This window comes from Kitasatospora sp. MAP5-34 (assembly GCF_029894335.1).
In the GTDB taxonomy this organism is placed as follows: domain Bacteria; phylum Actinomycetota; class Actinomycetes; order Streptomycetales; family Streptomycetaceae; genus Kitasatospora.
Window position 1 is genome coordinate 1 of record NZ_JARXZC010000051.1, and the last position, 25,834, is coordinate 25,834.

Below are 25,834 nucleotides of genomic sequence, written 5' to 3' on the forward strand. Positions count from 1 at the left end.
ACCTGGTGCCGGCCACCGGCGCCGACCTCGAGGCCGACGGCCTGCGCAAGCACCTCTCGGCGACCCTGCCCGACTACATGATCCCCAACGCCTTCATCTCGATCGACCGGATCCCGCTCACCAACAACGGCAAGCTCGACACCAAGGCTCTCCCCGCGCCGGGCCGCGACACCTACAGCACCGCCGAGTTCACCGCACCGGCCACCGACACCGAAAAGCTCATCGCCACCGCCTGGGCCGACATCCTCGGACTCGACCCCGACCGCATCAGCACCAACGACAGCTTCTTCGACCTCGGCGGCGACTCCATCCGCGCCGTCCGCCTCGCCGGCGCCCTCCGCGAACACGGCTACAGCCTCGGCATCCGCGACATCTTCGCCCACCGCACCATCGCCAACCTCGCCACCAACACCAGCATCACGGACGACATCCAGCCCTTCCGCACCGTCGAACCGTTCACCCTGATCAGCGCCGAAGACCGCAACACCCTCCCCACCAACATCCACGACGCCTACCCCCTCTCCCAGATCCAGACCGGCATGCTCGTCGAAATGCTGGCCAATCCGGACCGGAACACCTACCACAGCGTCAACTCCTTCCGGATCCCGGACGATCGGCCGCTCGACCTCGAGGTCCTGCGCAGCGCCGTCGACCTCGTCTCGACCCGGCACGAGACGCTGCGCACCTCGATCCATCTGACCGGCTTCGAGCAGCCGCTCCAGCTCGTGCACACGGCGGCCGAGATCCCGATCACCGTCCACGACCTGCGCGGCCTCAGCCCGGAGGAGATGGCCACCGTCGGTCTGGCGTTCGCCGACGACGAGCGGGACTCGCTCTTCGACCTGGCGGTGGCGCCGCTGGTCCGGATCAGCATCCACCTGGAGCCGGCGGCCTGGCGGTTGACCTTCACCCACTGCAACGCGATCACCGAGGGCTGGAGCTACCACTCCCTCCTGATGGAGATCCTGGAGGCCTACCGCGCCACCCGGGACGGCGTGGAACTGCCGGAGTACGAGATCCCGGAGGTCCGCTACGCCGACTACATCGCGGCCGAACTCGCCTCCCTGGACGACCCGGAGGAGCAGCAGTACTGGCAGGACGTCACCGACGCCCACACCACGATGGCCATCCCGGAGAGCTGGGGTGACAAGGACAGCCCGGTGGACCGCTACAAGCTGCCCGTCTCGTTCGCCGATCTGGAGAAGCCGTTGCGCGCCCTGGCCAGCCAGGCCGGCGCCGCGTTCAAGTCGGTGCTGCTCGCCGCCCACCTCAAGGTGATGAGCGCCCTCACCACCGAGGACGCCTTCCACGTCGGCCTGGTCTGCCACGGCCGGTTGGAGGAGCCGGGTGCGGACCGGGTGCTGGGCATGCACCTCAACACCCTGCCGTTCCCGCACAGCGGAATGCCGGCCACCTGGCTGGAGCTGGTGGAGCAGACGTACGCCCGGGAGATCGAGGTCTGGGAGCACCGGCGCTATCCGCTGCCGGCGATCCAGAGCGCGGCGGGCACCGCGCAGCGTCTGGTCTCGGTGATGCTGGAGTTCCACGACTTCCACCAGATCGACGCCTCGCTGGTCGACAACAGCGGCGAACGCAACTCGGTCGCAACCGACTTCGCGTTCCATGTGATCGCCACCGGTGACGCGTTCAACATCATCAGCGGCACTGACACGGTCACCCGCGAGTACGCCGAGCGACTGTGCGGGATGTACCGGCACGTGCTGGAGTGCATGGCGGCCGACCCGTACGGCAACGCCACCGGCTCGGTACTGCCGGCGGCCGAGGCCGCCAGGATCCTGGCCGCCGGCCAGGGCAGCAGGCAGCCGGAACCGGTCGAGCTGACCGTCCACGAGGCCTTCCTGCAGCTGGCGTCGGCCATGCCGGACGCGATCGCACTGGTGGCCGGCTCGGAGCGCCTGACGTACCGTCAGCTGAACGAGAAGGCGAACCGGATCGCGCACCAGCTGCGCACCCTGGGCGCCGGACCGGACACCCTGGTCGGTCTCTGCCTGGACCGAGGGCCGGAGCTGATTCCCGCCCTGCTCGGCATCCTCAAGTCCGGTTCGGCCTACGTCTCGCTGGACCCGGCCAACCCGATGGGCCGCCTGACGCAGATCCTCGCCGACACCAAGGCGCCGGTGGTGCTGACCAGTTCGGCCTACGCGACCGAGCTCGCCGAGTGCTACGACGCCGAATTCCTGGTCCTGGACCGGGAGTCGGACCGCGCGGCGATCGCCGCCCGGCCGACCACCGAACCGGTGAACCGCACCGGCCCGGCCAACCTGGCGTACGTGCTGTACACCTCCGGCTCGACCGGTACGCCGAAGGGCGTGGGCCTAACGCACGCCAACGTGATGCGCCTGTTCCGCACCGACGAGGCGGAGTTCACCTTCCGCGACACCGACGTGTGGGCGATGTTCCACTCGTACGCCTTCGACACGTCGGTCTGGGAGATGTGGGGCGCGCTGCTGCACGGCGGCCGCCTGGTGGTCGTGCCGCCCGCCATCGCCCGCTCGCCCGAGGACTTCCTCGACCTGCTGGTGGCCGAGCAGATCACCGTGCTGTGCCAGACGCCGACCGCGTTCCGCGGGCTGGCCGCCCTCGCCGAGGACGACCGGGTGGGGCGGATCGCCCTGCGGGCCGTGGTGTTCGCCGGTGAGCGGCTGGACATGTCCGAACTGCTGCCCTGGGCAAGGCGGTTGGGCCTGGAGCAGCCCGCCCTGGTGAACATGTACGGCATCACCGAGACCAGCGTGTACTCCGTCCGGCACCGCCTGGGCGACCAGGACCTGACCCGGCCGACGCTGAGCGTCATCGGCACTCCGCTGGGCGACCAGAAGATCCACCTGCTCGACCGGAACGGCAACCTGGTGCCGGTCGGCGTGCCCGGCGAGATCTACGTCGGCGGCCCGGCCGTTGCCCGGGGCTACCGGGGGCGGCCCGAGCTGACCGCCGAGCGCTTCATCCCGGACCCGTACGGCCCGGCCGGCAGTCGGCTGTACCGCTCGGGCGACCTGGCCCGGCTGCTGCCGGACGGCACGCTGGAGTTCCTCGGCCGGATCGACACCCAGGTGAAGATCCGTGGCTACCGCATCGAACTGGGCGAGATCCAGGCCCGGTTGCGCCAGCTGCCGCAGGTCCACGACGCCGTGGTGATCGCCCGCGAGGACGCCCCCGGCGACAAGACCCTGGCCGCCTACGTGGTGGCCGAGGGCGGGAGCGCACCGGAGGTGGCCGAGTTGCGCGCCCACCTGGCGGCGGAGCTGCCCTCGTACATGGTCCCGGCCGCGTTCGTACTGATCGACCGGGTACCGCTGACCCCGAACGGCAAGCTGGACCACCGCGCCCTGCCCGTGCCGGACCGCAACGCGCTGGCGGGTTCCCGCCGGGTCGCGCCGCGTGCCGGGACGGAGGAGCGGATCGCCCGGGTCTGGGCCGAGGTACTGCGCCTGGACGTCGACCGGATCAGCGCCACCGACAGCTTCTTCGAGCTCGGCGGCGACTCCATCCGGGCCGTCCGGATGCTGCCGATCGCCCGGCGGGAAGGGGTGGACCTGTCGATCTGGATGCTCTACCAGACCAAGACGCTGGCCGAGCTGACGACCCTGATCAGCGGCTCCGCCGAGCCGACGGCCACCGAGCTCGCGCTGACCCCGGCGCAGCGCCGGGCGGCCGAGGGGACACCGGGCGGCCAGTCCGTCCGGCTGTCGCTGAGCCACCGACCGAAGTCCGAGCTGCTGGAACAGGCCCTGCACGCGGTGCTGGCCCGGCACGAGGCGCTGCGACTGCGGCTGCCGCAGGAGGGGGCTCAGGAGGGGACTCAGGAGGGGGCTCAGACGGCGGCGATCGTCTCCGCCGAGTCCGCCGAGCTGCTGCGCGTGGTCGACCTGGGCGAGGTGCCGGTCGCGGAGCGGTCGGCGGCGATCGCCGCCACCGTCGCCGAGCAGGCGGCCTCGGTGGACCCGGTGAACGGGCCGGTGCTGCGGGCCACGCTGTTCCACTTCGGCGCGACGAAGATGCTCAACACCGAGTTGCTGCCCGAGCTGTGGCTGTCGGCCCACGACCTGGTGGTGGACCGGTTCTCCTGGTCCGTCCTGGTGGACGACCTGAACCTGGCCCACCAGCTGCTGGCGGCGAACCTGCCGGCGGAGCTGCCGGCCGTCGCGGTACCACTGTCCGAACTGGCCGGGGAACTGGCCGAGTTGGCGTCCTCGGACGCGCAGGCCGGACAGGGGCCGGCCGGACAGGCGCTGGCCGAGCAGGCGCAGACCTGGCTCAACCAGCAGCCCGGCAAGCCCGTACCGGTGGACCACCCGGGTGGTGCGAACACCTACGGCACCGCGCGGACGGTCACGGCGGCGCTGCCCGCAGCGCTGACCGAGGCGCTGCTCGGTGCGGCCGACCCGGAGGCGCTGCTGCTGACCTCGCTGGGCCGTACGCTGGCCCGCTGGTCGGGCGGCGACCGGGTCAGCCTGGACGTCACGGTGGACCCGCGCTCCTCGGTGGACGATGCCGGGGAGGTGGTCGGCCTGCTGTCCGACCGGTTCCCGCTGACGCTGTGGCTGCCCGAGAACCGGGAGGCACCGGCCCAGCTGCGCGCGGTGGCCCGGCAGTTGCAGGCCCTGCCCGCACCAAGGTTCGGCTACGGTCTGCTCCGGTACGGTGCGGACCAGGAGCTCGCGGAGGACCTCGCCTTCCTGCCGCAGCCGGAGGTCGGCTTCGGCTTCACGGCCCCGGCCACCACGGCAACCGAGGTCACCGAGGCGGCGACCGGCGTGCCGCTGGCCTTCGTCCCGCAGCTGATCGAGCCGGTCCACCCGGCTCAGGCGCGGCGCCCGCGCCTGCTGGACGTCGACGCCCGAGTGCACGACGGCCAGCTGTACCTGCGCTGGACGCACAGCCAGGCGGTGCACGACGGGGAGACCGTCCGGGGGCTGGCCGAGCGCCAACTCGCCGAGCTGTCCGCCCTGCTGGACCTGCCGGGCACGGCGGCCGGCAGCGGTACGGCCGGTCGGCCGCGCGGCCGGTCGGCCGACGCGCAGCGGGTGGCCGGACAGAAGCTGGCTGCGGAGATGTCGAAGCACGGCATCCCGGGCGCGAGCCTGGCGCTGATCCGGGACGGTGAGCTGGCGGACGTCGAGACGTACGGCACGCTCAGCTCGGACGGCACGCAGCCGGTCACCCCGGACACCTTGTTCGCGGCCGGGTCGATCAGCAAGCACCTGACCACGGTCGGGTTGCTGAAGCTGGTCGAGCGACACGGGCTGGACCTCGACGAGGACGTCAACCGGTACCTCACCTCCTGGCGGATCCCCGGCGACCCGGCACCCCGGGTGACCCTGCGGCACCTGCTGTCGCACAGCGCGGGATTCGCCGTCCAGCCGCCGTTCAAGCGCTACGCGCCCGACGAGCCGATCCCCTCGGTGTCGGAGATCCTGCGCGGCGAACCGCCGGCGAGCCCGGCGGCCTTCGCCCACGCACCGGGTGAGGTGTTCGCGATGACCGCGCTGAACTTCTCGGTCATCCAGCAGACCATGTGCGATGTCACCGGGGAGGAGTTCCCGGCGCTGATGAAGCGCCTGGTGCTCGATCCGCTCGGCATGACGGACAGCAGCTTCGACCCCGCGTTCGTACGCGAGTCGGGCCGCCCGTTCGCCCGGGGGCACGAGGTCGACAACGTCCCCGTCCCGGGTGGGTACCAGGTGATGCCGGAGCTCGCGGCCGGCGCGCTCTGGTCGACGGCGGGTGACATCGCGCGGCTGAACGTCGCGGTGCGGCACTCGTACCTGGGGCGGACGGACGCCTTCCTCCCGCAGCCGCTGGTCCAGCAGATGCTCACCCCCCAGGTGGACCGGCCGTACGGCTGGAGCACCATCATCGACAACACCGGAGCCGATCTGGAGATCGGGCACGGTGGCCAGGCCACCGGCTTCCAGGCGATGTTCGGCCTGCGGCTGAACGCCGGCCTCGGCGCGGTGCTGCTCACCAACGCGACCACCGGACGCGAGCTGGTGACCCGCATCCTGGCCGGTCTGTGGCCCACCCAGACCCGGTTCTCCACGCTGTGGCGGCAGGCCACCGACGCCGCCCAGGACCGCGAGGCCCGGGCGCGCCAGACCGTCACTGCCGGGGTCACCGGTGGGGTCACCGCCGGCGTCGGCGCCGGGGTCAGCACCGGCGGGAACGAGGCTCACGGTGAGTGACACCGCTACCCGCACGGCGGCCGGTCGCTCCGACCGGCCGCCGGCCCCGGCCCCGGCCCCGGCCCCGGTGCCACTGCGCCGCAACGCCGCCTTCATCCGCCTCTGGGTGGGCGCGGGAATCTCCCGGTTCGGTGCGACCGTCGGCATGACGGCCTACCCGCTGCTGGCGCTCTGGTACACCAACTCGGCGGCCATGACCGGTCTGGTGACCTTCGCCGCCGCACTGCCGAACTTCCTGATCCAGCTGCCGGCCGGCGCCCTGGTCGACCGGTGGGACCGGCGCAAGCTGATGCTCTGGTCCGACCTCGCCGGTGCGCTCTCGATCGCCGGCGTCGCCCTGGCCGTCTTCCTCGGCCATGTGTGGATCCCGCAGCTGATGCTCGCCGCGTTCGTCGAGGTCACCAGGGGGATCTTCTACGACCTCGCGGAGCGGGCCACCGTCCGCAACGTGGTGCCGAGCGAGCAGCTGTCCAGCGCGCTCGCGCAGAACGAGGCGCGGGGCGCTGCGATCGGTCTGGTCGGCATGCCCGGCAGCGGCCTGCTGTTCATGCTCGGCCGCTGGCTGCCGTTCGCGTTCACGGCGGTGGCGGATCTGGTGGCAGTGATCTGCCTGCTGTTCCTGCGGGGCGACTTCAAACCGGTCTCCGCAGGACCGGCCAGACGGATCCACGTGGAGATCAAGGAAGGCGTCCGCTGGCTCTGGCAGCACCGGTTCGCCCGGGTGCTGGTCGGGATGTTCGCCGCCAGCAACCTGATCTTCCAGATGCTGATGCTGACCGTGATGGTGATCGTCCGGCGGCACGGTGACCCGGCGGCGATGGTCGGCACGGTCACCGCCGTCGGCGGGATCGGCGGCCTGGCGGGGGCGCTGCTGGCGCCCCGCTGGACCAAGCGCTTCAGCCTGCGCACCACCTTCGTGGTGGGGTGCTCCTGCTGGTCGCTGCTGATCCCCAGCATCGTGTTCGTCCGCCAGGCGGCGCTGCTGGCCGTGGTGCTGGCCGGGATCGCGCTGGTCTCCGGGGTGTTCAACGTGGCGGCCTGGACGTACCAGGTGCAGAACACGCCGGACGAGCTGCAGGGCCGGGTGAACGGCACCGGCCGGTTCCTCGCCTCGGGCGCCAACGCGCTGGGCGGGCTGGTCGCCGGACAGCTGCTCGACTCGGTGGGGATCGCCGCGACCGGCCTGGTGATCAGCGTCCTGATGCTGGCCCTCACCGCGGCGGTCACCATCAGCCCCACCGCCCGCGCCCAGGCCCGCGAGGACGCTGCCCGACCCGCCGAAGGCGGTAGTGCGCCTGAGGTTCAGCCCGGTCGCGCTTAGACCGACCGGCACATGGTGGGCGCTCTTGACCACCTGATTCTCCGTCGACCGAGATTCGGCCGGCCGGCAATCGGCCGACCGGCAACCACCTGGCCATCGGCCCGGCCGGCCCTCAGCACGCGAGTCTCAGCAGAGAAGTCCTCGACGCTGCCCGAGTAGAGCAAAGGACTCAGGATCATCGTGAAATCCGTTCACTCCATTCGTATCTCCCCGATCGACGATTCGTCGGATCCCATCTCCGCGCTGGCAGCGCTGCACAGCCGGACCAGCGAGAAATGGCGCCGGCACGACTCCGGCGTGCAGCCGGTCTACATCGCCGAAATGGATTTCCCGGTCGCCAAGGAGATCCGCGAGGCCGTCGGTCGGCTGGCCGCCGGCGGCGACATGGGCTACGCGTTCTCCTACACCGACGACAGCCCGGCCCAACTCGCCCTGGCCGGGTGGCTGCTGAAGAGCTACGACTGGTGGGTGCCACCGTCCCAGCTGCTCTTCTACGCCGATGTGATGCGGGTGATCGAGGCCGGCCTGGAGGCGTTCTCGGAGGTCGGCGACGCGGTGGTCTTCGACACCCCGGCCTACCCGTCGTTCTTCGAGGCCGTGACCGAGCGAGGCCGCGAGGTGGTGGCCAACCCGATGCTGCTGCGCGACGGACGCTGGCAGCTCGACCTGGTCGGCCTCGAACTGGCCTTCCAGGCCGGCGCCAAGATCTACATCCTGTGCAACCCGCACAACCCGACCGGAGCGGTCTGCACGGCCGCAGAGCTGACGGCCATCGCGGAGCTGGCCCGCCGCTACGGCGTGACCGTGCTCTGCGACGAGGTGCACAGCCCGCTGGTCTTCCCCGGCAAGCGGCATGTGCCGTTCGCCTCGCTGCCGGCCGCCCAGGCGGTCCGCAGCGTGACCGGCTTCTCGGCCAGCAAGGGCTGGAACATCGCCGGCCTGAAGTGCGCCTTCGGCATACCGGGCGGCCCCGGGACGGCCGAAGCGCTGCTCGCCCAGCCGGCCCGGCTGCGCGACGGCGTGGGCATCTTCGGGTCGGCGGCGACCGAGGCGGCGCTGACCTCCGCCGGGCCCTGGCTGACCGAGACCATGCACTACCTGGACGGCAACCGGCGGCTGCTGGCCGACCTGCTGCCCGCCTACGGCCTCGGCGACCTGGGCTACCGCCTCCCGGACGCGACCTACCTGGCCTGGCTGGACTGCCGCCGGGTGGCGGACCGGCTCGGCGAGGACGACCTGGCGGGGCGGGTGCTGCGGGCCGGCGGACTGGCGGTCAGCGACGGTCGGCACTACGGCTGCCCAGGCTTCCTGCGGCTCAATCTCGCCACCCCGCGCCTGCTGGTCGAAGAGATGATCCGCCGCCTGGCGCGCGGTCTGGACGCTGGTCCGGAGCGCGAGTTGGCGGCCGAAACGAGCTACTGCTCGATATAGGCGCGGTATAGCGGACCGCCGCACGGTGGTCTGGCAAAGACAAAGGGGCGCTCTGCCCGCCCGTCCTGTCTATCGCCGACTGTTTATCGCCGAGCCAATTCCCGAGGAGCCCAGATGTCCGTGAACGTGGCGGCCGCGCCCACCTACAGCGTCGTCCTCAACCACGAGGAGCAGTACTCGATCTGGTGGACCGATCGCGATCTGCCGGAGGGCTGGCGCGAGGAGGGCACGAAGGGCACCCGCGAGGAGTGCCTGGCCCACATCAGCGACGTGTGGACCGACATGCGTCCGCTGAGCCTGCGCACCTGGATGGAGGAGAACGTCGCGGTCTGACCGCCGCTCACCGGGCGGCGCGACCGAGCGCCCGTCCCGTCCGAACTCGCAGGGCCGCTATCCCCCGGCGGCCCTGCGGCATTCCCGGCCCCGATCCGGATCCCAGGAGCAGCGACCGGAGCCGCCACCCCGAGGAAGTGACAGATGACCTTGACCATAGAAGCCGTCGATACCACGCCGGCGGTGCCGGCCCCGGACCGCACCGGCCGCACCGGCCGCACCGGCCGCGCCGAACAGATCGGCGGGCTGCTGTTGCTGCTCTCGATGTTCTCCCAGGGCTTCGGCGTGGTCTGGGACGTGCAGTGGCACAACGACGTCGGCCCGGACACCTTCCTGACCCTGCCCCATCTGCTGATCTACGCCGGCCCCTCGCTGGCCGGGTTCACCAGTGCGATCGTGGTGCTGCTGCGCACCGGTACCGAGCGCCGCCTGGCCCCCGGCGAGGCTGCGGCCGGCAGCGGCGCGGTGAAGGTCCTCGGGTACTTCCGGGCGCCGGTAGGCTTCCTGATCGCCGGCGTGGGCGGCGCGACCGACCTCTTCTACGGCATGGCCGACCTGTGGTGGCACTCGGAGTACGGCTTCGACGTGACCCTCAACTCGCCGCCGCACGTGGGACTGGCGCTCGGCGGTGTGGCCGTCTGCATCGGCACCATCATCGTGTTCACCTCGCAGCACCAGCAGCGGCTCGGCCGCTGGGGCCTGGTGGTCAGCTCCGCGCTCACCACGATCACCGTGGTGTTCGCACTGTTCTGGGCCCAGCCGTTCGAGATCTCGGTGACGGCGGTGGCGATCCTGCTGCTGAGCCTGGTCGGTTGCGTGGTCCGTCGGCCCGGGTGGGTCAGCGCCACCGGGCTGGTGTTCATCACGCTGGTGGGCACCCAGTGGCTGTACGTCCCATTCGTCACCCGGTGGTACGCCGACAGCGTCGGCCTGCCCTTCCGGGAGGGCGTCTCCACCGTGCCGCAGATGCCCGCGCTCGACCCGCTGGTGCTGCCGCTGATCGCCGTCCTGCTCGATCTGGTGCTGCTGCGCTGCCGCCGCGCCGGCGTCTCCCCTGGCAAGGTGCTCCCGGTGGCGGCCGGTGTCCTGGGCGTGCTGATGGCCACGGTGTACGGGCCGCAGATCCACGACCCGCTCACCCCGCAGGTCCTGGTGCTGGCCGGCCTGCTGAGCGCGGGCGCGGGCTGGCTCGGCTACCGCTTCTCGTTCCCGCTGCGTCGGCTGGCCCGCCTCGAGCAGGCCGATGCCGGAGAGGCCGTTGCCGAGCATGACGCTGCCGAGCAGGCCGCTGCTGGACAGGCCGTTGCCGAGCAGCTCGAGGTGCCGGACGTGGCCCCGCTCACCGCCGTGGAGGTCTGAACCATGTGGAACAGCATCAACAAGCTCATCCGCCCGCTGCGCCAGGCGGCGGCGCTCGCCGCTGCTGTCTGCGTGCTGGCGGTCGCCACGGCCCCGGCTGCGCAGGCGCTCAACCCAACGCCGGTGGTGCACTCGGAGTTCGTGACGGTCGGCCCGTACCGGTTGCAGGCCTCCTTTTCGCAGTGGCCCGTAGTCGCGGACCGGGCGATGGACTTCACCTTCGCGCCCAGCGACGGCATCATCAACCACACGGCGAAGCTGATCGCGATGACCCCGGACAACCGGGTCTACGAACACCGCCGGCCCACCAACATGATGCTCCGGCGGTACACCCAGGACCACGACCGCTGGGGTCTGGACTCGTACCTGCTCCCGCAGACGGGCACCTGGCACTTCCAGATCAGCATGGACGGACCGCAGGGACCCGGCTCCGGCGAACTCGCGCTGCCGGTCGGACCGCGCCCCGGCCCGCCGCTCTCGATCGCCTGGCTGGTGGGTCTGCTGCCACTGCTGGTCACCATCCCGCTCTGCACGGTGCTGGGGATTCGCAGCCGCCGCAACCGCAAGCCGAACAGCTGGAGTTGGGACTGACACAGGCGCTCACCGCCCCGGCCGGGGAAAGGTCCGGATCGCGAGCACCGCGCAGGCCACTGCCAGTGGCAGCTCGGCGCAGCCGGCCATCAGCACCGCCGAGGCCAGGTCGCTGCCCGGCGCGGCCGTCATGATGTCGAACCAGGCGTCCACCAGCAGGAGGGTTGAGGTGGCGGCCGCCGCGAGACAGGCCCGGTGGTCGCCGCGCCTGAGCAGCAGGCCGGTGGTGAGCAGGCCGACCGCCTCGAGGCTGTCCAGCCCCGTCCAGGTCCAGGCCCAGTGCGAGGCCTGGGCGGTGGCCGGCAGCCCGGTGTGCAGGACGACCACCCAGGGGATCATCCCCAACCCGAGCACGGTGAGAACTGTGGCCGCCCGGCGAAGAATCAGGGGGAACGCCGGGGCGGCCACAGCCACCTGGAGGAGTCGCGGGACAGTGGCGTCCGGACCGGCGGTCGCACGGGTCACGACGCTCGGTTCCACCGCTGCCAGCTGAGTGTGTGCCATGGCACCTGACTCCTTCCCGGGCCCGTCGTTCGGGCACGCCACCAGCCTGGCGCGGATGCGAGCGCGAAACAGTAGTGCCGCCACCCGACTTGATGGTGGTGCTGGGTACACCCCCCGGGAATCGTCGGACCGGGAATCGTTGGACCGAGATCGTCGGACCGGAATCGTCGGACCGGGCCTGGATCGGACAGGGCCTAGACTTGCCGTCATGCCCAGCACCCTGCCGCCACTGCCCAGCGTGCGGTGGGTACTCGGCGAGGCACCCTGGTCAGCCGGAGCCTGGCGGAACACCACCTGCCTGGTAGCGGGCATCCCGGTGCACGGCTTGGGCCTGGTCGCCATCCTGTCCCCGCTGGTGCTGGGCCTGACCATCGCACCGCTCTCCGTCAGCCTGACCATGATGCTGCTGCTGACGCTGCTGTTCGCGGCCGGCTGCGCCTCGCTGCTGCTGGTCTGCGTACCGGTCCTGACCCGGCTTCAGCGCAGCCGGCTGTCCGCTCTGCTGGGCGCCGAGATCCCCGCCACCCCGACCGGTACCGGGCGCCGGAGCTGGCGCGGCCTGACCGGGGCGCTGCGCTCGGAGATGCTCTGGCGCCAGCTCGGCTACCACGTGCTGGCCGGTCCGGCGGTCGCACTGGGCGCGCTGGCCACGCTCGGTGCGTGGGCCGTCGGTCTCGCCCTCACGCTCCTGCCGCTCTACGCCTGGGCACTGCCCGCCAGCAGCCCGATGAACCTCACCGCCCAGCCGTCCTCGGTCGCGGTCGGCTGCGGGCTCGGTCTGGCCCTGCTACTGGCCGCCCCGCCGCTCGCCGCCACCGTGGCCGGCCTGGACCGCAGCGCCGCGCACGCCCTGCTCGGCCCCAACCGGGCGCGCGAGCTGCAGCGCCGGGTGGACCACCTGGCGGTCAGCCGGGTCGCGCTGCTGGACGCGGCGGACTCCGAACGCCGCCGGATCGAGCGGGATCTGCACGACGGCGCCCAGCAGCGCCTGGTCGCCCTCGCGATGAAGCTGGGCATCGCCAAGGCCACCCTCCCCGGGCTCACCCCGGAGGTGCGCGAGCTGCTAACCGACGTGCACCGCGAGGCCAAGGAGACCCTGACCGAACTGCGGGACCTGATCCGCGGACTGCACCCGGCGGTGCTGGACGAGCAGGGCCTGGACGCGGCGCTGTCCGGCATCGCGGCCCGGGCGCCGTTCCCGGTGAAGCTGCACGTGTCCGCCGAGGGCCGGGCCGCGCCGACCATCGAGGCGGTCGCGTACTTCGTGGTCTCCGAAACACTCACCAACATCGCCAAGCACGCGCAGGCCTCCCAGGCCGACATCCACCTCGAGCGCAGCGCCGATATCCTGCGGGTGATCGTGATCGACGACGGGATCGGCGGCGCCGACCCGGTCGGCGGGACGGGCCTGCTCGGGCTCACCCAGCGGGTCTCCTCGGTGGACGGCACCTTCACCATCAGCAGCCCCGTCGGGGGCCCGACCAGGATTACCGTGGAGCTGCCGTGCGAGCTGTGATCGCCGAGGATTCCGTCCTGCTGCGGGCCGGGCTGGTCCAACTGCTGCAGGCCTCCGGGATCGAGGTGCTGGCCGATGTCGGCGACGCCGACAGCCTGCTCGCCCTGGTCGCGGACCTGCGTCCCGACCTGGTGGTCACCGATGTCCGGATGCCGCCCTCACACACCGACGAGGGCATCCGCGCCGCCCTGCTGATCCGCGAGCAGTGGCCCGGGGTCGCGGTGCTGCTGCTCTCGCAGTACGTCGAGGAGCGGTACGTCGCCGCACTGCTCTCCAACAACACCCGTGGCGTCGGCTACCTGCTGAAGGACCGGGTGGCCGATGTCGACGAGTTCATCGAGATCCTGCACCGGGTGGCGGGCGGCGGTACCGCGCTCGACCCCGAGGTGGTCGCCCAGCTGCTGGTCCGTCAGCAGAGCGACCCGCTGGAGCGGTTGACGCCCCGGGAACGCGAGGTGCTGTCGCTGATGGCCGAGGGGCGCTCCAACGCTGGGATCAGCGAGGCCCTGGTGGTGGGCGAGAGCGCCGTCGCCAAGCACATCAACAACATCTTCACCAAGCTGGACCTCACCACCGCCGCCGACGGGGACCACCGGCGGGTCCTGGCCGTCCTGCGCTTCCTCGGCGTACCGGCATGAGTGAATCGTCCGGCATGAGTGGGCCGTCCGGTACGAGTAAGCCATCCCGCGTGAGCGGGCCATCCCGCACGAGCGGGCCATCCCGCACGAGCGGGCCGTCCGGCACGAGTGGGCCGTCCGGCCGTTCCGACGTCCGGCAGCGGCGGACCTGGCAACTGGTAGCCGTACTGAGCGCCGTGCTGCTCGTGCTGCCGGCCACGGTCTACGGGTGGGCCTGGCTGGACCACAACACCCGGACCGACGACCTCGAGCTGAACCACCCGGTCACGGCCGTCCGGCTCGACGTCCCGAACGGCTCGGTCGTGCTCCGCCCCGGCCCCGCCGGCCAGGTCAGACTGCACTCCACCCGGGACTGGACGCTCCGCGCTCCCGTGGTCGAACAGATCTGGGACGCGGACACGCTGACCGTCCGGGTGACGCAGCCAGGGCCGGACCTGGACGGGCTCGCGCCGACCGTCTCACTCGAACTCGACGTCCCCGCCACGGTATCCGTGGACGCCCGCCTCTCGTCCGGTTCGATCGACCTGGCCCAGCTGCACGGCGACCTCCACCTGCAGAACGACACGGGTTCGGTGACCGTCGCCGACGCCCAGGGCCGACTCTGGCTGCGCAGCACCTCCGGCGAGATCAGGACGAGCGGGCTGCGCTCCCGGACGGTCGACGCGCAGGTCGGATCCGGCAGCGTCGGGCTGGTGTTCAGCGCGCCTCCCGAGCAGGTCACGGCGGCGGTCGGTTCCGGCGACCTGAGCATCGTGGTCCCGCCGAACAGCAGCTACCGCGTCACCGACAGCTCGCAGGACGGCAGTGTGCGCGTCGCCGAGGGGCTGAACGACCCGGCCGCGAAGCGCTCGATGGACGTCAGGGTCGGTGACGGCTCAGCCGGCCTGGGCTACTGAGCCGCCGGCTACTGAACTACCCCATATGGACGGAATATAGGCCGTCCGCCGAGGGTGTCGGTGATCCCCCCGCTGCGCCGGGGTCCGCCCGAGCACCCCGGAGGCAGGTATGGCGTTCGCACGGCTCGGAACACGTGGGCCGACCGCCGCCGTCGTCCTGCTGCTGCTCGCGCTCTGCGGCCTGGCCGGCGCCGGACCCGCCGCCGCACACGGCGTCAGCCAGAGTTCCGACCTGGAGCTGGCCGGGTCCTTCGGCGGCAACGAGCTGACCTTCGTGCTGCGCCAGGTGGCCCGGGTTCCCGGTCCGGTCCGGGTCGACGTCATCGCCCATGATCCGGTCCGCGCCGCCGAGTTGAAGCTCTCGCTGACGCCGCAGGACGGGCTGCCGGCCACCGACCGGCCACCGGAGAGCATCCAGCTGGCCGAGCCAGGCACCCAGTCCGTGACGCTCCACGTCGACCGGACCGGGCCCTGGGAACTCGACGTCACGGCGGGCCAGGAGACCGCGCGGCTGCCGTTCCGCGTCCTGGTGCCGCAGCCGGCGCCCTGGGAGAACGTCGCGTACCCGGCGCTCCTGGTGGCGGGCGTGGCGTTGCTCGCCGTGTTCGGCAGCGCGGTGCTGGGCCGGCGCCGGATCGCCCTGACGCTGGTCGGAGCCGTCGCCGTGGCACTGACCGCCGCCCTCACCGCCGGCCTGCTCTCCCCCGACATCCCGCCCGCCCGCGCCCAGGGCTCGCCCGACGAGCGGATCCTGACCAACGTCGACGGCACCACCGCGAACGGCCGCTCGTTCACCGAACTCGCACTCACGACGGCCCCGGCGGCGCCGGTCGCCGGCCTGGATTTCGCCCTGCACCTGCACCTGACCGACGGAGCCAGCGGCACGCCGGTGGACGACCTGGCGGTCCATCACGGCGCGCTCGCGCACACCGTGGTGACCAGCGCGGACTGCAAGTACTTCCGCCATCTGCACCCCGTCCCGATCGCCCCGGGCGAGCTGCTCCTCCACCTGACCGTGCCCGAGCCGGGCCGGTACCTGGTGCAGACCGAGCTGGACCGGGTCAACAGCGGCAGTCAGCTGCTCACCGCGACGGTCGACGTCGGCGGGACGGCCCCCGCCCCCCAGGCCCACCCTGCAGACGCCCAGGACAGCGCCCAGGACGCCCAGGTGACGCTCAACCCCGCCCAGCCGACGGCCGGCGTCCCGACCGAGCTCACCCTGCACGTCGGCAGCGCCCAGGCGCCCGCGAACGACCTACAGGGCTGGCTCGGGATGGCCGGTCATCTGATCGTCCGCCGACCGGGCAGCGAGTTCTTCGGCCATGTCCACGAGACCGCCTCGATGGCCGCCCTGAACCAGCCGAACGCCGTACTGCCGGACGAGACCGTCGGTCAGTACGGACCGCTGCTGCACTTCGTGTTCGCCTTCCCCGCCCCCGGCCGCTACCAGGTGTGGATCCAGTACGAGCGTGACTTCCGCATCCACACCGTGGCCCTCACCGTCGACGTCTCCGGAGCCGCCCCGTGACCGTTCCCGCCCTCCGCGTCCAGGCCGCCGTCAGCGCCGCCGTGGTGGCGGTCGTGCTGCTGCTGACCTGCTGGCCGCTGCACCACGGGTCCGCCGGGGTGCAGCTGTCGGGAGCCTCGGCGGACTACACCGTGCAGGTGCGGCTGCCCCGCCCGAGCGCGGCGGCGGGCCAGGCCGACATCACCGTGGACCGCCGTGACCACGCTCCGGTCGAGCTGGAGCGGGTCACGCTGGCCGCCGTGATGCCGAGCATGGGCCACGCGATGCCGGCGCTGACCGCCGAGCCGGCCGGACCCGGCAGGTATCAGACGCATGGCCAACTCTTCCTGATGGCCGGTAGTTGGCAACTCACGGTCAGCCTGAACGGGCCCTCCGGGACCGAGACGGTGACCGTTCCGGTGGCCGTTTCCGCCGTCTGAGCGTCACGCGGGCCGCTGTCACGCCGGAGATGTCGGTATTTCTCCGCATTACATCTGGCCAAGTGCTGACAACGCCCTGCAATGACAGCCCCTTGCCAGCTCCAAAGCGGGACAGCCGATCGGGTCTCGCGCCAGAATCGAGTCAACAGGGGGACGAAGCCCACCGGGCACCCGAAGAACGGGTGCGAATGAGCTGGAAAACAGCTCGTCCGTGGGCGGGTCCAAAGCATGAAAAGGGAATCTGTCACATGCGTAAGAACGCCGCTTCCACAGTAATTTCCCAGCGCGTCGTCGGTATTGTCGTCCTCGCGGCCGCCCTGCTCGGCGTCGCGGTCCAGATCTCCGCTCCGGGTGCCGATCTGCACCTGGCCGCCGACACCGCAGCCACCGGCACCACCACCCCGGCCACCGGCGCCACCACCCCGCCCAACGGAACCACCGGCTGGGAGTAGGCCCTACCCGGTCGTCCCCGACCAGGGACGACCGGGCATCACCCGGAGAGGGGCGACGACCCGCGGGAGTGCGACAGGCACTGAGACCGACCCGCCGGGACGCCGCCCCTCTCCGCATGCCGACAGGTTCCCCGTCGCCCGCGCGGACCCCGGAATCGATATGGGGGGAATATAGTCAACCCCCATAGTCTGACCGGGCAGGCACACCGGAAGTCTCCGGTAAATGATAGATGCCACGGAGGAAATCAGATGGCAGCAGTGCACGCCGATTCATTTGTCAGGGCCGGTGGGAATACCGGTCCTGAATTGCGGCTGGTGTGTTTTCCGCATGCCGGTGGTGCCCCCAGCTCCTTCCGGACCTGGGGCGACCGCCTGCCGGCCGGGCTGGAACTGCTGACCGCCTGCTACCCCGGGCGGCACAACCGCTTCGGCGAGCCGTACCTGACCAGGATGGATGCCCTCGCCGACCAGCTCGCCGAGTCCCTCCAGCCCTACCTGGACGTCCCGTTGGCACTCTTCGGCCACAGCATGGGCGCCGCCGTCGCCTATGAGGTGACACTCCGCCTGGAGCAGCGGTACGGCGTCCGCCCTCTCCGGCTCTTCGTCTCCGGCCACCCCTCGCCGCAGGTGCCGCAAGCGGTCGGCGACTGCCACACCGACCCCGAGGCGCTGCTCGACCGGGTCGACCGGCTGGGCAACTCGCTGGCCGGGCTGCTCGAGGTGCCCGAGCTGCGGGAGATCGCGCTCGCCACCCTGCAGGCCGACTACGAGCTGATCGAGACCTACCGGCCGGCCGCGCCCGCCCCGGTGGGCTGCCCGATGGTCGGGTACGTCGGCGACCAGGATGCCGACTGCTCGGCCGAGGACGTTCGCTCCTGGGCCGAACTGACCACCGGAGGCTTCGAGTTCCACTCCTTCCCCGGCGGGCACTTCTACCTGGAGCCGCACGAGCCCGAGCTGGTCCGGCACGTCGTCGGCCACCTGGCGGAAGACCTCCGGCTGCGCCTGGTGCCGAGTTCGCGCGGTGGTCGCGATGCATGACCCGCACGCGCTCTCGCAGAACCAGCAGGCCCAGTGGTTCCTGCACCAACTGGCCCCCGGGTCCGCCGCGTACAACACGGGTGTCGCGGTGCGGATCCACTCCGCCGTCGACCTGCCCGCGCTCGAGCGGGCGGTCCGTGAACTCGGCCGGCGGCACGACATGCTGCGCTCGGTCTTCGGCGCGCAGGACGGCACCCCGGTGCGGTCGGTCCGGCCCGAGAGCTCAGCTGGGCTGACGATCCGTCAGATCGGTGTCCAGGGCGACCTGGACGCCGCCGTACGGGCCTCGCTGCTCGAACCGTTCGCGCTGGAGAGCGGTGCCTTTCGTTTCGTCCTGCACTCCCGGACGCCCGAGGACGCGGTCCTGCTGATCGCCGGGCACCACATCGCCACCGACGCCGCCTCTGACTCCGTTCTGCTGGCCGATCTGCTCGACCTCTACCAGCGGTTCAGCACCGACGGGCTCACCGGTCTGGAGCCGTTGGCGGACAGCTACGACGACTACGTGATCAAGGAGCGGAAGCTGCTCTCCTCGCCGCTCGGTGCGGTGCTGGAGAAGTACTGGCAGGAGCTCTGCCAGGGCTCCACCGCAGTCACGCTGCCGACCGACCGGCCGCGCCCGGCCCGTCAGTCGTTCACCGGTGAGACCTGCCGGGTGGTCGTTCCGGCCGAGCCGACCAGGCGGCTGACCCAGGTCGCGCTGGAGTCGGAGGTCTCCCCGTTCGCCTTCCTGCTCGGCGTGTTCCAGGGGGTGCTGTACCGGCACACCCGGCAGGCCGACTTCATGATCGGCTGCCCGGTCACCACCCGGTTCAGCTCGCGCTCGCGCAGCCTGGTCGGCAACTACATCAACACCATCGTCTTCCGCGCCCGGTTCGGCTCGGACACCACCTTCCGCCAGGCGGCGGTGGAGGCCAACAAGCAGGTGAAGAAGGCGATGGCCGGCCTGCGCTACCCGTTCGCGCACCTCGCCCGGTCCCTCGCCGCCACCCGCGAGGCCGGTCAGTCGACGGTCTACCAGATCACCTTCAACATGCTCGCGACGGCGCACCTGCCGACCGCGCTGCAACCGGTGCTCGACACCACCACCGACGACCGCCGCACCGATTACGCCGGTCTCCGGCTCTCCGCCTTCCGGCTGCCGCAGCAGGAGGGCCAGGTCGACCTCGGCGTCGACGTGCTGCAGACCGAGGACGCTCTCGCGGTGGACTTCCGTTACGACAGCGCGCTGTTCGAGCGGGAGACCATCGAGCAGTTCGCCGCGCACTTCGTCCGGGCGGTGGACCTGGCCACCGCCCGACCGGACGGCACCATCGCGCGCGCCCGGATCTGGGGCCGCACCGAAGCCCGCACCGCAGCCCGCGCCCGATGACCGGCGCCCACCCCGCCCATCCCAGCCCCGCCCATCGTCACCCGCCCGAGTTGCGCCGCCCCGCCCATCGTCACCCCGATCTGCGCCACCCCGACCTCCGCCGAAAGGAGTCCACGGCCGTGTCCGAAACCATCGTGGACCGGATCTCCAGCCACGCCCGCGAGTTGTCCGCCAAGGACGCGGTCGTCTTCGCCCAGACCCGAGTCGGCGGCCTGGCGACCGATTCGCTCAGCTACGCGGAACTCGACCTGCAGGCCCGCGCGTTGGCCGGCCTGCTGCGCAGCCGCTGCGCCGAGGGCGACCGCGTGCTGCTGCTCTACCCGACCGGCCTGGACTTCGTGAAGGCGCTGATCGGCTGCCAGTACGCGGGCATGGTGGCCGTACCCGCACCGGTGCCGGAGAGCAGCGGCCGCCAGGACACCCGGACGGGCGGCATCGCCCGGGACGCCGGAGCCACCCTGGTGCTCACCGACGCCCGGCGGCTGCCCGAGATCACCGAGTTCCTGCGGGGCGAGGGTCTGGCCGAGCTGCCGGTGGCGGCCACCGACGAGTGGGAGCCGGCCGACCTGGAAGCCGCCGCAGCCGGCTGGACGCCCCCCGTGCTCACCCCCGAGAGCGTCTCGATCCTGCAGTACACCTCCGGCTCGACCAGCGATCCCAAGGGCGTTGTGGTGACGCACGGTTCGCTGATGCACAACCTCGGCCTGATCCAGCGCTCGGTCGGCTCCGACCAGGACACCCGGATCTGCACGTGGCTGCCGCACTACCACGACATGGGTCTGATCGGCACGCTGCTCGCACCGCTGCACACGGGCTCGCTGATCGTGCTGCTCTCCCCCACCGACTTCCTGCGCCGCCCGAGGCTCTGGCTGGAGCTGATCCAGGAGTACCGGATCGACTTCACCACGGCGCCCAACTTCGCCTACGACCTGCTCTCCCGGACCGTCACCGACGAGCAGCTCGCCCGGCTCGACCTGTCGACCCTGCGGGTCGCGCTCAACGGCTCGGAGCCGGTGAACGCCGGCACGCTGCTCCGGTTCGCCGAGCGGTTCGCCGCCGCCGGGTTCCGGGCCGAGGCGCTCAAGCCCTGCTACGGCATGGCCGAGACCACCCTGTTCATCACCGGGACCCCGCCGGACCGTGGCCCGGTGATGGCCCGGTTCGACGCCGCCGCGCTGGAGGCGCACACCCTCACCCCCGGCGACGAGAGCGCCCCGCTGCTGGTCAGCAGCGGCCCGGAGTCCGAGCTGGATGTCCTGGTGGTCGCCCCGGACACCCACGAGGTGCTGCCGGACGGCGGCGTCGGCGAGATCTGGGTGCGCGGCGCCAGCCTCGCCGCCGGGTACTGGCAGCGTCCCGAGGAGACCGCGCACTCGTTCCGGGCCGTCACCGCCACGGGGGAGGCCGGCTTCCTGCGCACCGGCGACCTCGGCGCGGTGTACCAGGGCGAGCTGTTCGTGACCGGCCGGCTCAAGGACATGCTGATCATCCGGGGCCGCAACCTCTACCCGCACGACATCGAGCGGATGGTCGCCGACCTGCACGAATCCTTCCAGGGCCTGCAGGGCAGCGTCTGCGCGGTGCAGTCCGCCCCGGGGTCGGCACATGAGGAGCTGGTGGTCATGCAGGAGCTCCGGCCCCGCCGGGGCGAGCCCGCCGACCTGCCCGAACTCTCCCGCCAGGTACGCGCCGAACTCGCCGAGCGGCTCGGCGTACGCGTCTCCAACCTGGTCTTCCTGCGCCCGGGCCAGGTCAAGCGCACCACCAGCGGCAAGGTCCGCCGCTCCGTGATGCGCGAGCTGTTCCTCGCAGGCGGGTTGAAGACCCTGCACGAGGACCTCGACGCCGAGATCAGCCGCCGCTACCGGCCCGAGCCGGTGGCCGCCGGGCAGGGGGCACCGGCATGAGGTACGGCCCGTACGCCGCGGCCGCCCGGCTCGACGAACGCCTCGGTGACCCGCAGGACGACGGCCGGCTGTTCTCCTACGCCCGCTGCGCCGCCCTGGACGAGGGCGAGGAGTTCCCGCTCGAGATCTGCCGCGAGCTGGACTTCCTCGGGCTGCCCCGGGCCTACGTCCCGGTGGAGTACGGCGGCACGCTGCTCGGCTACGACGAGGCGTTGCAGCTGATGCGGGTGGTCGCCCGGCGCGATCTGACGGTGGCGATCGGGCACGGCAAGACCTTCCTCGGCGCGGTCTCGGTCTGGACCAGCGGCGACGCCGAACAGGCCCGCCGACTCGGGGCCGAGATCGCCGGCGGGACCATCGTCTCCTGGGGTCTCACCGAGCGGGACCACGGCAGTGACCTACTGGCCGGCGAGGTCCGGGCGGTCCCCGGACCGGACGGCTCCGGCTACCGGCTCAGCGGCGAGAAGTGGCTGATCAACAACGCCACCCGGGGCCACCAGCTGTGCGTGCTCGCCCGCACCGACACCTCGGGCGGGCCGCGCGGCTTCAGCATCCTGCTGGTGGACCGGCGCACGCTCGACCCCGCGAGCCACCGCCCGCTGCCCGCTGTCGCCCTGCACGGCATCCGTGGCGCGGACATCAGCGGCGTCGCGTTCACCGACGCCGCCGTCCCGGCCACCGCTCTGGTGGGCACCGAAGGCGGCGGTCTGGAAATCGTGCTGAAGAGCCTGCAGCTCACCCGTACCCTGTGCGCCTCGCTCTCGCTCGGTGCCGCCGACCAGGCGCTCGGCCTGGCCGTGGACTACGCCAACGAGCGGCACAACTTCGGCCGCCCGCTGGTCGACCTGCCGCAGACCCGGCGACTGCTCACCGAGTCCTACGCCGACCTGCTGCTCGCCGAGGCGGTCACGCTGGTCGCCGGACGGGCGATCAACGCGCTCACCGGGGAACTCTCGGTCAGCTCCGCGATCACCAAGTACTTCGTGCCGACACTGGTCGACCGGATGTTCCCCCGGCTGGCCAAGGTGCTCGGTTCACGCGCCCTGCTGGTCGGCGACACCTACCGCCACGGGCGGTTCCAGAAGGTGCAGCGCGACCACCGGATCGTCGGGATCTTCGACGGCAGCACCATGGTCAACCTGCACTCGCTGGTCAACCAGTTCCCCGCTCTGGTGCGCGGCTACCGGCGCGGCAGGGTGGACCTGGCCGGCCTGCAGGCCGCCGCCACGCTCGAGGAGCCACTGGGCGCCTTCGACCGGACTCGCCTGGAACTGGTCTCGCGGCCGGGTTCCAGCCCGGTACAGGCCCTGCCGCTCGCCGTCGAGGAACTGTGCGAACTCGCCGAGGCCGGTGAAGTCGGCACTGTGGTCGGCACGTTGGCGACGGAGCTGCGGGCGGCCACGGACCGCCTGATCGAGCAGATGGCCGGCCATCGCCCCACCGCGCTGGACGTCCCCGCCGAGGTGTTCGCCCTCGCCGAGAGCTACGCGGCCTGCTTCGCCGCCGCCGCCGCGATCCAGCTCTGGCTGCGCAACCGCAAGGCCTTCGGCAGCGACGAACTCCGGCACTCCGGGCTCCAGAACTCCGAACTCCGGCACTCCGAACTCTGGTACTCCGGGCTCTGGTTGGAGGCGGCGCTGACCCGCGCGCTGGCACTGGTCGACCCGACCCTGCGGACCGAGCTGTCCGGCGAGGTGTTCGACCGGCTCGCCGTACCCCTGTTCGCCCAGCACGCGTCCGGCCGGCTGCTCTCGCTGCTGCCCTACCCGGGCGAGGAGGAGTCCGCATGACCGCCATCGACGGCCACACCGCCGACCGCGCCGAAGAGGCCCTTCCCACTGGCTACTTGGACACCGCGCACCCCCTGGAGACCCGCTTCGGCGACCCGGACGACCCCGACAACCCGGTCGGCTTCGCGGCCTTCCTACGAGCCGACGAACGCGGCGAACTCCTGCCCGCCGGGCGGAGCTTGCTGGACACCTACCAGCTCGGTGCCGAGTTCGTGCCGGCCGCGCACGGCGGACGGCTCCGGCAGGCCGACGAGCTGGCCCAGACCCTGCGCCCGGTGTTCCGGCGCGATGCGGCGCTCGGCCTCGGCCACGGCGCGATCAAGCTGATCGCCTCCGCCACCGTCTGGTCCACCGCGAGCACCGACCATCAGCGTTGGCTCGCCCAGGTCCTGCTGCGTGGCGGCCAAGCAGCCGGCGCCTACACCGAGTTGGCCTCCGGCCACGACCTCACCAGGTCCACGGTGCGGGCCACCCGGGACGGCACGCAGTACCGGCTGACCGGCAGCAAGGAGGTCATCAACAACGTCAACCGGGCCGACAGCGTCACCCTGCTGGCCCGCACCGGCGACGGCTCCGGCAGCCGGGACCACTCACTGCTGCTGCTCGACATGAGCACCGTGCGACGGGACAGGCTGCGATTCCTGCCCAGGTTCCGCACCGCCGGGCTCCGTGCGGTACATCTCGGCGGCGTGGAGTTCCTGGACTGCCCGGTGCCCGCGTCGGCGGTGGTCGGCGAGCTGGGCGGCGCACTGGAGACGGTACTGCGGGCCTTCCAGGTCACCAAGGCCACGCTGACCGCCGCGACCGTCGGCTGTTTCGACACCCAGTTGCGCATGGTCACCCGGTTCGCCCTGGAGCGACGGCTCTACCACCGCTCGGTGGCCGAACTGCCGCACGTCAGGTCGGTGCTGGCGAACGCCTACGCCGATCTGCTGATCTCGGACTGTCTGAGCAGCACGGTCTGCCGCGCTCTGCACGTACTGCCGGGCCAGACCGCCGTGTACGCCCCCGCCACCAAGTACCTGGTGCCACTGCTGATCCAGGAGTCCGTGGACCAGCTGGCGACGGTACTCGGTGCACGATCCTTCCTGCGCGAAGGCCCGTACGGCATCTTCCAGAAGCACCTGCGCGACCTGCCGGTGGCCTCCCTCGCACACTCCGGCGCCACCGTCTGCCAAGCCACCGTCATTCCCCAACTGCCGCGCCTGGCCCGGCGCAGCTGGCTCTCCGGGCAGCAGCCGGCACCCGCGAGCCTGTTCCGGCTCGGCGCTCCGCTGCCCGAACTGGACTTCCGGCGGCTGGAGATCGCCGCAGGTGCCGAGGACAGCCTGCTCGCCGTGCTGCCCGACGCGGCCGCCGAGCTCCGGGCCGACCCTGAACTCGGCCCGCTCAGCGCCCGGTTGGTCACCGAGCTGGCCGCGCTCAAGGCAAGCTGCACCGCACTCGCTCCCCGCAATCGCACGCCGCTGGCGGAACCGATCGGCTTCGAACTCGCCGAGCGGTACAGCATCCTGCTCGCCGCGAGTGCCTGTCTCGGCGTCTGGCGGCACAACCAGGACCACCCGAACCCGTTCCTGCGCGACACCGCCTGGCTGGCCCTGGCACTGCGCCGGCTCACCGCCCGGCTCGGACTGCCGGTGCCGCCCGGCAGCGCGACTGCCGAGCAGCGCGTATTCACCGAACTCGTCACCCGGGAGCGGGAGAACCGCTCCTTCGATCTGGCCGGGCGCCTGCTCGCCTGAGCACACCCGGGTCCGTCACTCCGCCTCGCCTCTTCTCGCCTCACCTCACCTCACCTCACCTCACCGAAGGGAACTACCGTCATGACCACGACCACCATCAGCTCCACCACCGAGATCCGCGACTGGCTGCGCGAGCGCGTGGCCTTCTATCTGGAGCGGCCGATCGAGGAGATCGACAGCGCCGCCCGGCTGGTTGAGTACGGTCTCGACTCGCTCTACGCCCTCACCCTCTGCGGCGACATCGAGGACGAGTTCGACATCACCGTCCCGCCGACCCTGGCCTGGGACTTCCCGAGCGTGAACGCGATCGCCGAGCAGCTGCACGACCAGATCAGCGAGCAGCGGCTCGCCGACCGGTGAACCGTCGCCGGGCCTGGGGAGCCGTCATCGCGGTGGCGGTGGCGGTGGCACCGTGGATGCTCAGCCGCAGCTGGGAGCTTCCGGCCACCGTCACCGCACACCACTGGACGAGGACCTGGATCGTCTTCGACTGCGTGCTGGCGAGCGGGCTGGCGCTCACCGGCTGGCTCGGCAGCCGGCGGGACCGGCGGGTGATGCCGGTCGGGGTGGTGAGCGGGACGCTGCTGCTCGTCGACGCCTGGGTCGACGTCTGCACCTCACCACCCGGGCTGGAGTTCCACCAAGCGGTGGTGGACGCGTTCTTCGAGCTGGCCGGGGCGGCGCTGTGCCTGCTCGTCGCCGGCCGGGGTGTAGCTAGCACCACCACGAATACGGGTGCCAGCGTTGACGACAGCGCTCGCCCGCTCCGGGATCGTTGATCGCACGCCACC

The 25,834-nt window shown here is 71.6% G+C and carries 20 protein-coding genes; 19 read left to right on the forward strand and 1 reads right to left on the reverse strand.

What is annotated here, in order from left to right:
- The 6 genes from P3T29_RS29380 to P3T29_RS29405 all read left to right on the forward strand — a co-directional run.
- The coding region (locus P3T29_RS29380; protein ID WP_280719713.1) for a non-ribosomal peptide synthetase at window positions 1–6,203 on the forward strand (6,203 nt) is incomplete at its 5' end.
- Window positions 6,196–7,524 carry an MFS transporter gene (locus P3T29_RS29385; RefSeq protein ID WP_280719714.1) on the forward strand — a complete coding sequence of 443 codons (1,329 nt, stop codon included), beginning with the start codon at window positions 6,196–6,198 and terminating at the stop codon, window positions 7,522–7,524. The genes P3T29_RS29380 and P3T29_RS29385, both read left to right, overlap by 8 nt.
- A gap of 180 nt (window positions 7,525–7,704) precedes the next feature.
- The gene (locus tag P3T29_RS29390; protein ID WP_280719715.1) at window positions 7,705–8,955 is read left to right on the forward strand and encodes an aminotransferase class I/II-fold pyridoxal phosphate-dependent enzyme; all 1,251 of its coding nucleotides are present in this window, start codon (window positions 7,705–7,707) and stop codon (window positions 8,953–8,955) included.
- Between the two features lie 114 nt (window positions 8,956–9,069).
- Complete coding sequence (locus tag P3T29_RS29395) at window positions 9,070–9,288, forward strand: MbtH family NRPS accessory protein (RefSeq protein WP_280719716.1); 219 nt, start codon at window positions 9,070–9,072, stop codon at window positions 9,286–9,288.
- A gap of 144 nt (window positions 9,289–9,432) precedes the next feature.
- Window positions 9,433–10,647 carry a hypothetical protein gene (locus P3T29_RS29400; protein WP_280719717.1) on the forward strand — a complete coding sequence of 405 codons (1,215 nt, stop codon included), beginning with the start codon at window positions 9,433–9,435 and terminating at the stop codon, window positions 10,645–10,647.
- Window positions 10,648–10,650: 3 nt separating this feature from the next.
- The gene (locus tag P3T29_RS29405) at window positions 10,651–11,238 is read left to right on the forward strand and encodes a hypothetical protein (RefSeq protein ID WP_280719718.1); all 588 of its coding nucleotides are present in this window, start codon (window positions 10,651–10,653) and stop codon (window positions 11,236–11,238) included.
- Between the two features lie 9 nt (window positions 11,239–11,247).
- Here P3T29_RS29405 and P3T29_RS29410 read toward each other — a convergent pair whose 3' ends face one another.
- Window positions 11,248–11,742, reverse strand: coding sequence for a hypothetical protein (locus P3T29_RS29410; protein WP_280719719.1), 495 nt, complete (start codon window positions 11,740–11,742; stop codon window positions 11,248–11,250).
- A 208-nt stretch (window positions 11,743–11,950) separates the two neighbouring features.
- On the opposite strand from P3T29_RS29410, the gene P3T29_RS29415 reads away from it, so the two are divergent.
- The 13 genes from P3T29_RS29415 to P3T29_RS29475 all read left to right on the forward strand — a co-directional run bounded on the left by P3T29_RS29415 (window position 11,951) and on the right by P3T29_RS29475 (window position 25,822).
- Window positions 11,951–13,258, forward strand: a complete 1,308-nt coding sequence (locus P3T29_RS29415; RefSeq protein ID WP_280719720.1) for a sensor histidine kinase — start codon at window positions 11,951–11,953, stop codon at window positions 13,256–13,258.
- Window positions 13,246–13,896: a response regulator transcription factor gene (locus P3T29_RS29420; protein ID WP_280719721.1), complete on the forward strand. Its 651-nt coding sequence runs from the start codon at window positions 13,246–13,248 to the stop codon at window positions 13,894–13,896. The genes P3T29_RS29415 and P3T29_RS29420 overlap by 13 nt, the downstream gene beginning before the upstream one ends.
- A 50-nt stretch (window positions 13,897–13,946) precedes the next feature.
- Complete coding sequence (locus P3T29_RS29425) at window positions 13,947–14,792, forward strand: DUF4097 family beta strand repeat-containing protein (RefSeq protein ID WP_280719722.1); 846 nt, start codon at window positions 13,947–13,949, stop codon at window positions 14,790–14,792.
- A gap of 109 nt (window positions 14,793–14,901) precedes the next feature.
- Window positions 14,902–16,320: a hypothetical protein gene (locus tag P3T29_RS29430; protein ID WP_280719723.1), complete on the forward strand. Its 1,419-nt coding sequence runs from the start codon at window positions 14,902–14,904 to the stop codon at window positions 16,318–16,320.
- Entirely contained in the window at window positions 16,317–16,739 is a 423-nt protein-coding gene (locus P3T29_RS29435; protein ID WP_280719724.1) for a FixH family protein, read from the forward strand. The genes P3T29_RS29430 and P3T29_RS29435 overlap by 4 nt, the downstream gene beginning before the upstream one ends.
- A 248-nt stretch (window positions 16,740–16,987) precedes the next feature.
- The gene (locus tag P3T29_RS29440) at window positions 16,988–17,191 is read left to right on the forward strand and encodes a hypothetical protein (protein ID WP_280719725.1); all 204 of its coding nucleotides are present in this window, start codon (window positions 16,988–16,990) and stop codon (window positions 17,189–17,191) included.
- A 315-nt stretch (window positions 17,192–17,506) separates the two neighbouring features.
- Window positions 17,507–18,232: a thioesterase domain-containing protein gene (locus P3T29_RS29445; protein ID WP_280719726.1), complete on the forward strand. Its 726-nt coding sequence runs from the start codon at window positions 17,507–17,509 to the stop codon at window positions 18,230–18,232.
- Window positions 18,225–19,604, forward strand: coding sequence for a condensation domain-containing protein (locus P3T29_RS29450; RefSeq protein WP_280719727.1), 1,380 nt, complete (start codon window positions 18,225–18,227; stop codon window positions 19,602–19,604). The genes P3T29_RS29445 and P3T29_RS29450 overlap by 8 nt, the downstream gene beginning before the upstream one ends.
- 119 nt (window positions 19,605–19,723) lie before the next feature.
- Complete coding sequence (locus P3T29_RS29455) at window positions 19,724–21,511, forward strand: fatty acyl-AMP ligase (RefSeq protein WP_280719728.1); 1,788 nt, start codon at window positions 19,724–19,726, stop codon at window positions 21,509–21,511.
- Window positions 21,508–23,301 carry an acyl-CoA dehydrogenase family protein gene (locus P3T29_RS29460; RefSeq protein ID WP_280719729.1) on the forward strand — a complete coding sequence of 598 codons (1,794 nt, stop codon included), beginning with the start codon at window positions 21,508–21,510 and terminating at the stop codon, window positions 23,299–23,301. The genes P3T29_RS29455 and P3T29_RS29460 overlap by 4 nt, the downstream gene beginning before the upstream one ends.
- On the forward strand, window positions 23,298–25,043 hold the full coding sequence (locus P3T29_RS29465) for an acyl-CoA dehydrogenase (protein WP_280719730.1): 1,746 nt from the start codon (window positions 23,298–23,300) through the stop codon (window positions 25,041–25,043). The genes P3T29_RS29460 and P3T29_RS29465 overlap by 4 nt, the downstream gene beginning before the upstream one ends.
- 81 nt (window positions 25,044–25,124) lie before the next feature.
- The gene (locus P3T29_RS29470) at window positions 25,125–25,403 is read left to right on the forward strand and encodes an acyl carrier protein (protein ID WP_280719731.1); all 279 of its coding nucleotides are present in this window, start codon (window positions 25,125–25,127) and stop codon (window positions 25,401–25,403) included.
- A complete protein-coding gene (locus tag P3T29_RS29475) occupies window positions 25,400–25,822 on the forward strand; it encodes a hypothetical protein (RefSeq protein WP_280719732.1) in 423 nt (140 codons plus the stop codon). The genes P3T29_RS29470 and P3T29_RS29475 overlap by 4 nt, the downstream gene beginning before the upstream one ends.
- Window positions 25,823–25,834: the final 12 nt, after the last annotated feature.

Bases quoted from the DNA above. Each gene is read 5' to 3' on its own strand.
- P3T29_RS29395 (WP_280719716.1), top strand. From the start codon at position 9,070: ATGTCCGTGAACGTGGCGGCCGCGCCCACCTACAGCGTCGTCCTCAAC.
- P3T29_RS29400 (WP_280719717.1), top strand. From the start codon at position 9,433: ATGACCTTGACCATAGAAGCCGTCGATACCACGCCGGCGGTGCCGGCC.
- P3T29_RS29405 (WP_280719718.1), top strand. From the start codon at position 10,651: ATGTGGAACAGCATCAACAAGCTCATCCGCCCGCTGCGCCAGGCGGCG.
- P3T29_RS29410 (WP_280719719.1), bottom strand. From the start codon at position 11,742: ATGGCACACACTCAGCTGGCAGCGGTGGAACCGAGCGTCGTGACCCGT.
- P3T29_RS29415 (WP_280719720.1), top strand. From the start codon at position 11,951: ATGCCCAGCACCCTGCCGCCACTGCCCAGCGTGCGGTGGGTACTCGGC.
- P3T29_RS29430 (WP_280719723.1), top strand. From the start codon at position 14,902: ATGGCGTTCGCACGGCTCGGAACACGTGGGCCGACCGCCGCCGTCGTC.
- P3T29_RS29440 (WP_280719725.1), top strand. From the start codon at position 16,988: ATGCGTAAGAACGCCGCTTCCACAGTAATTTCCCAGCGCGTCGTCGGT.
- P3T29_RS29450 (WP_280719727.1), top strand. From the start codon at position 18,225: ATGCATGACCCGCACGCGCTCTCGCAGAACCAGCAGGCCCAGTGGTTC.
- P3T29_RS29460 (WP_280719729.1), top strand. From the start codon at position 21,508: ATGAGGTACGGCCCGTACGCCGCGGCCGCCCGGCTCGACGAACGCCTC.
- P3T29_RS29465 (WP_280719730.1), top strand. From the start codon at position 23,298: ATGACCGCCATCGACGGCCACACCGCCGACCGCGCCGAAGAGGCCCTT.
- P3T29_RS29470 (WP_280719731.1), top strand. From the start codon at position 25,125: ATGACCACGACCACCATCAGCTCCACCACCGAGATCCGCGACTGGCTG.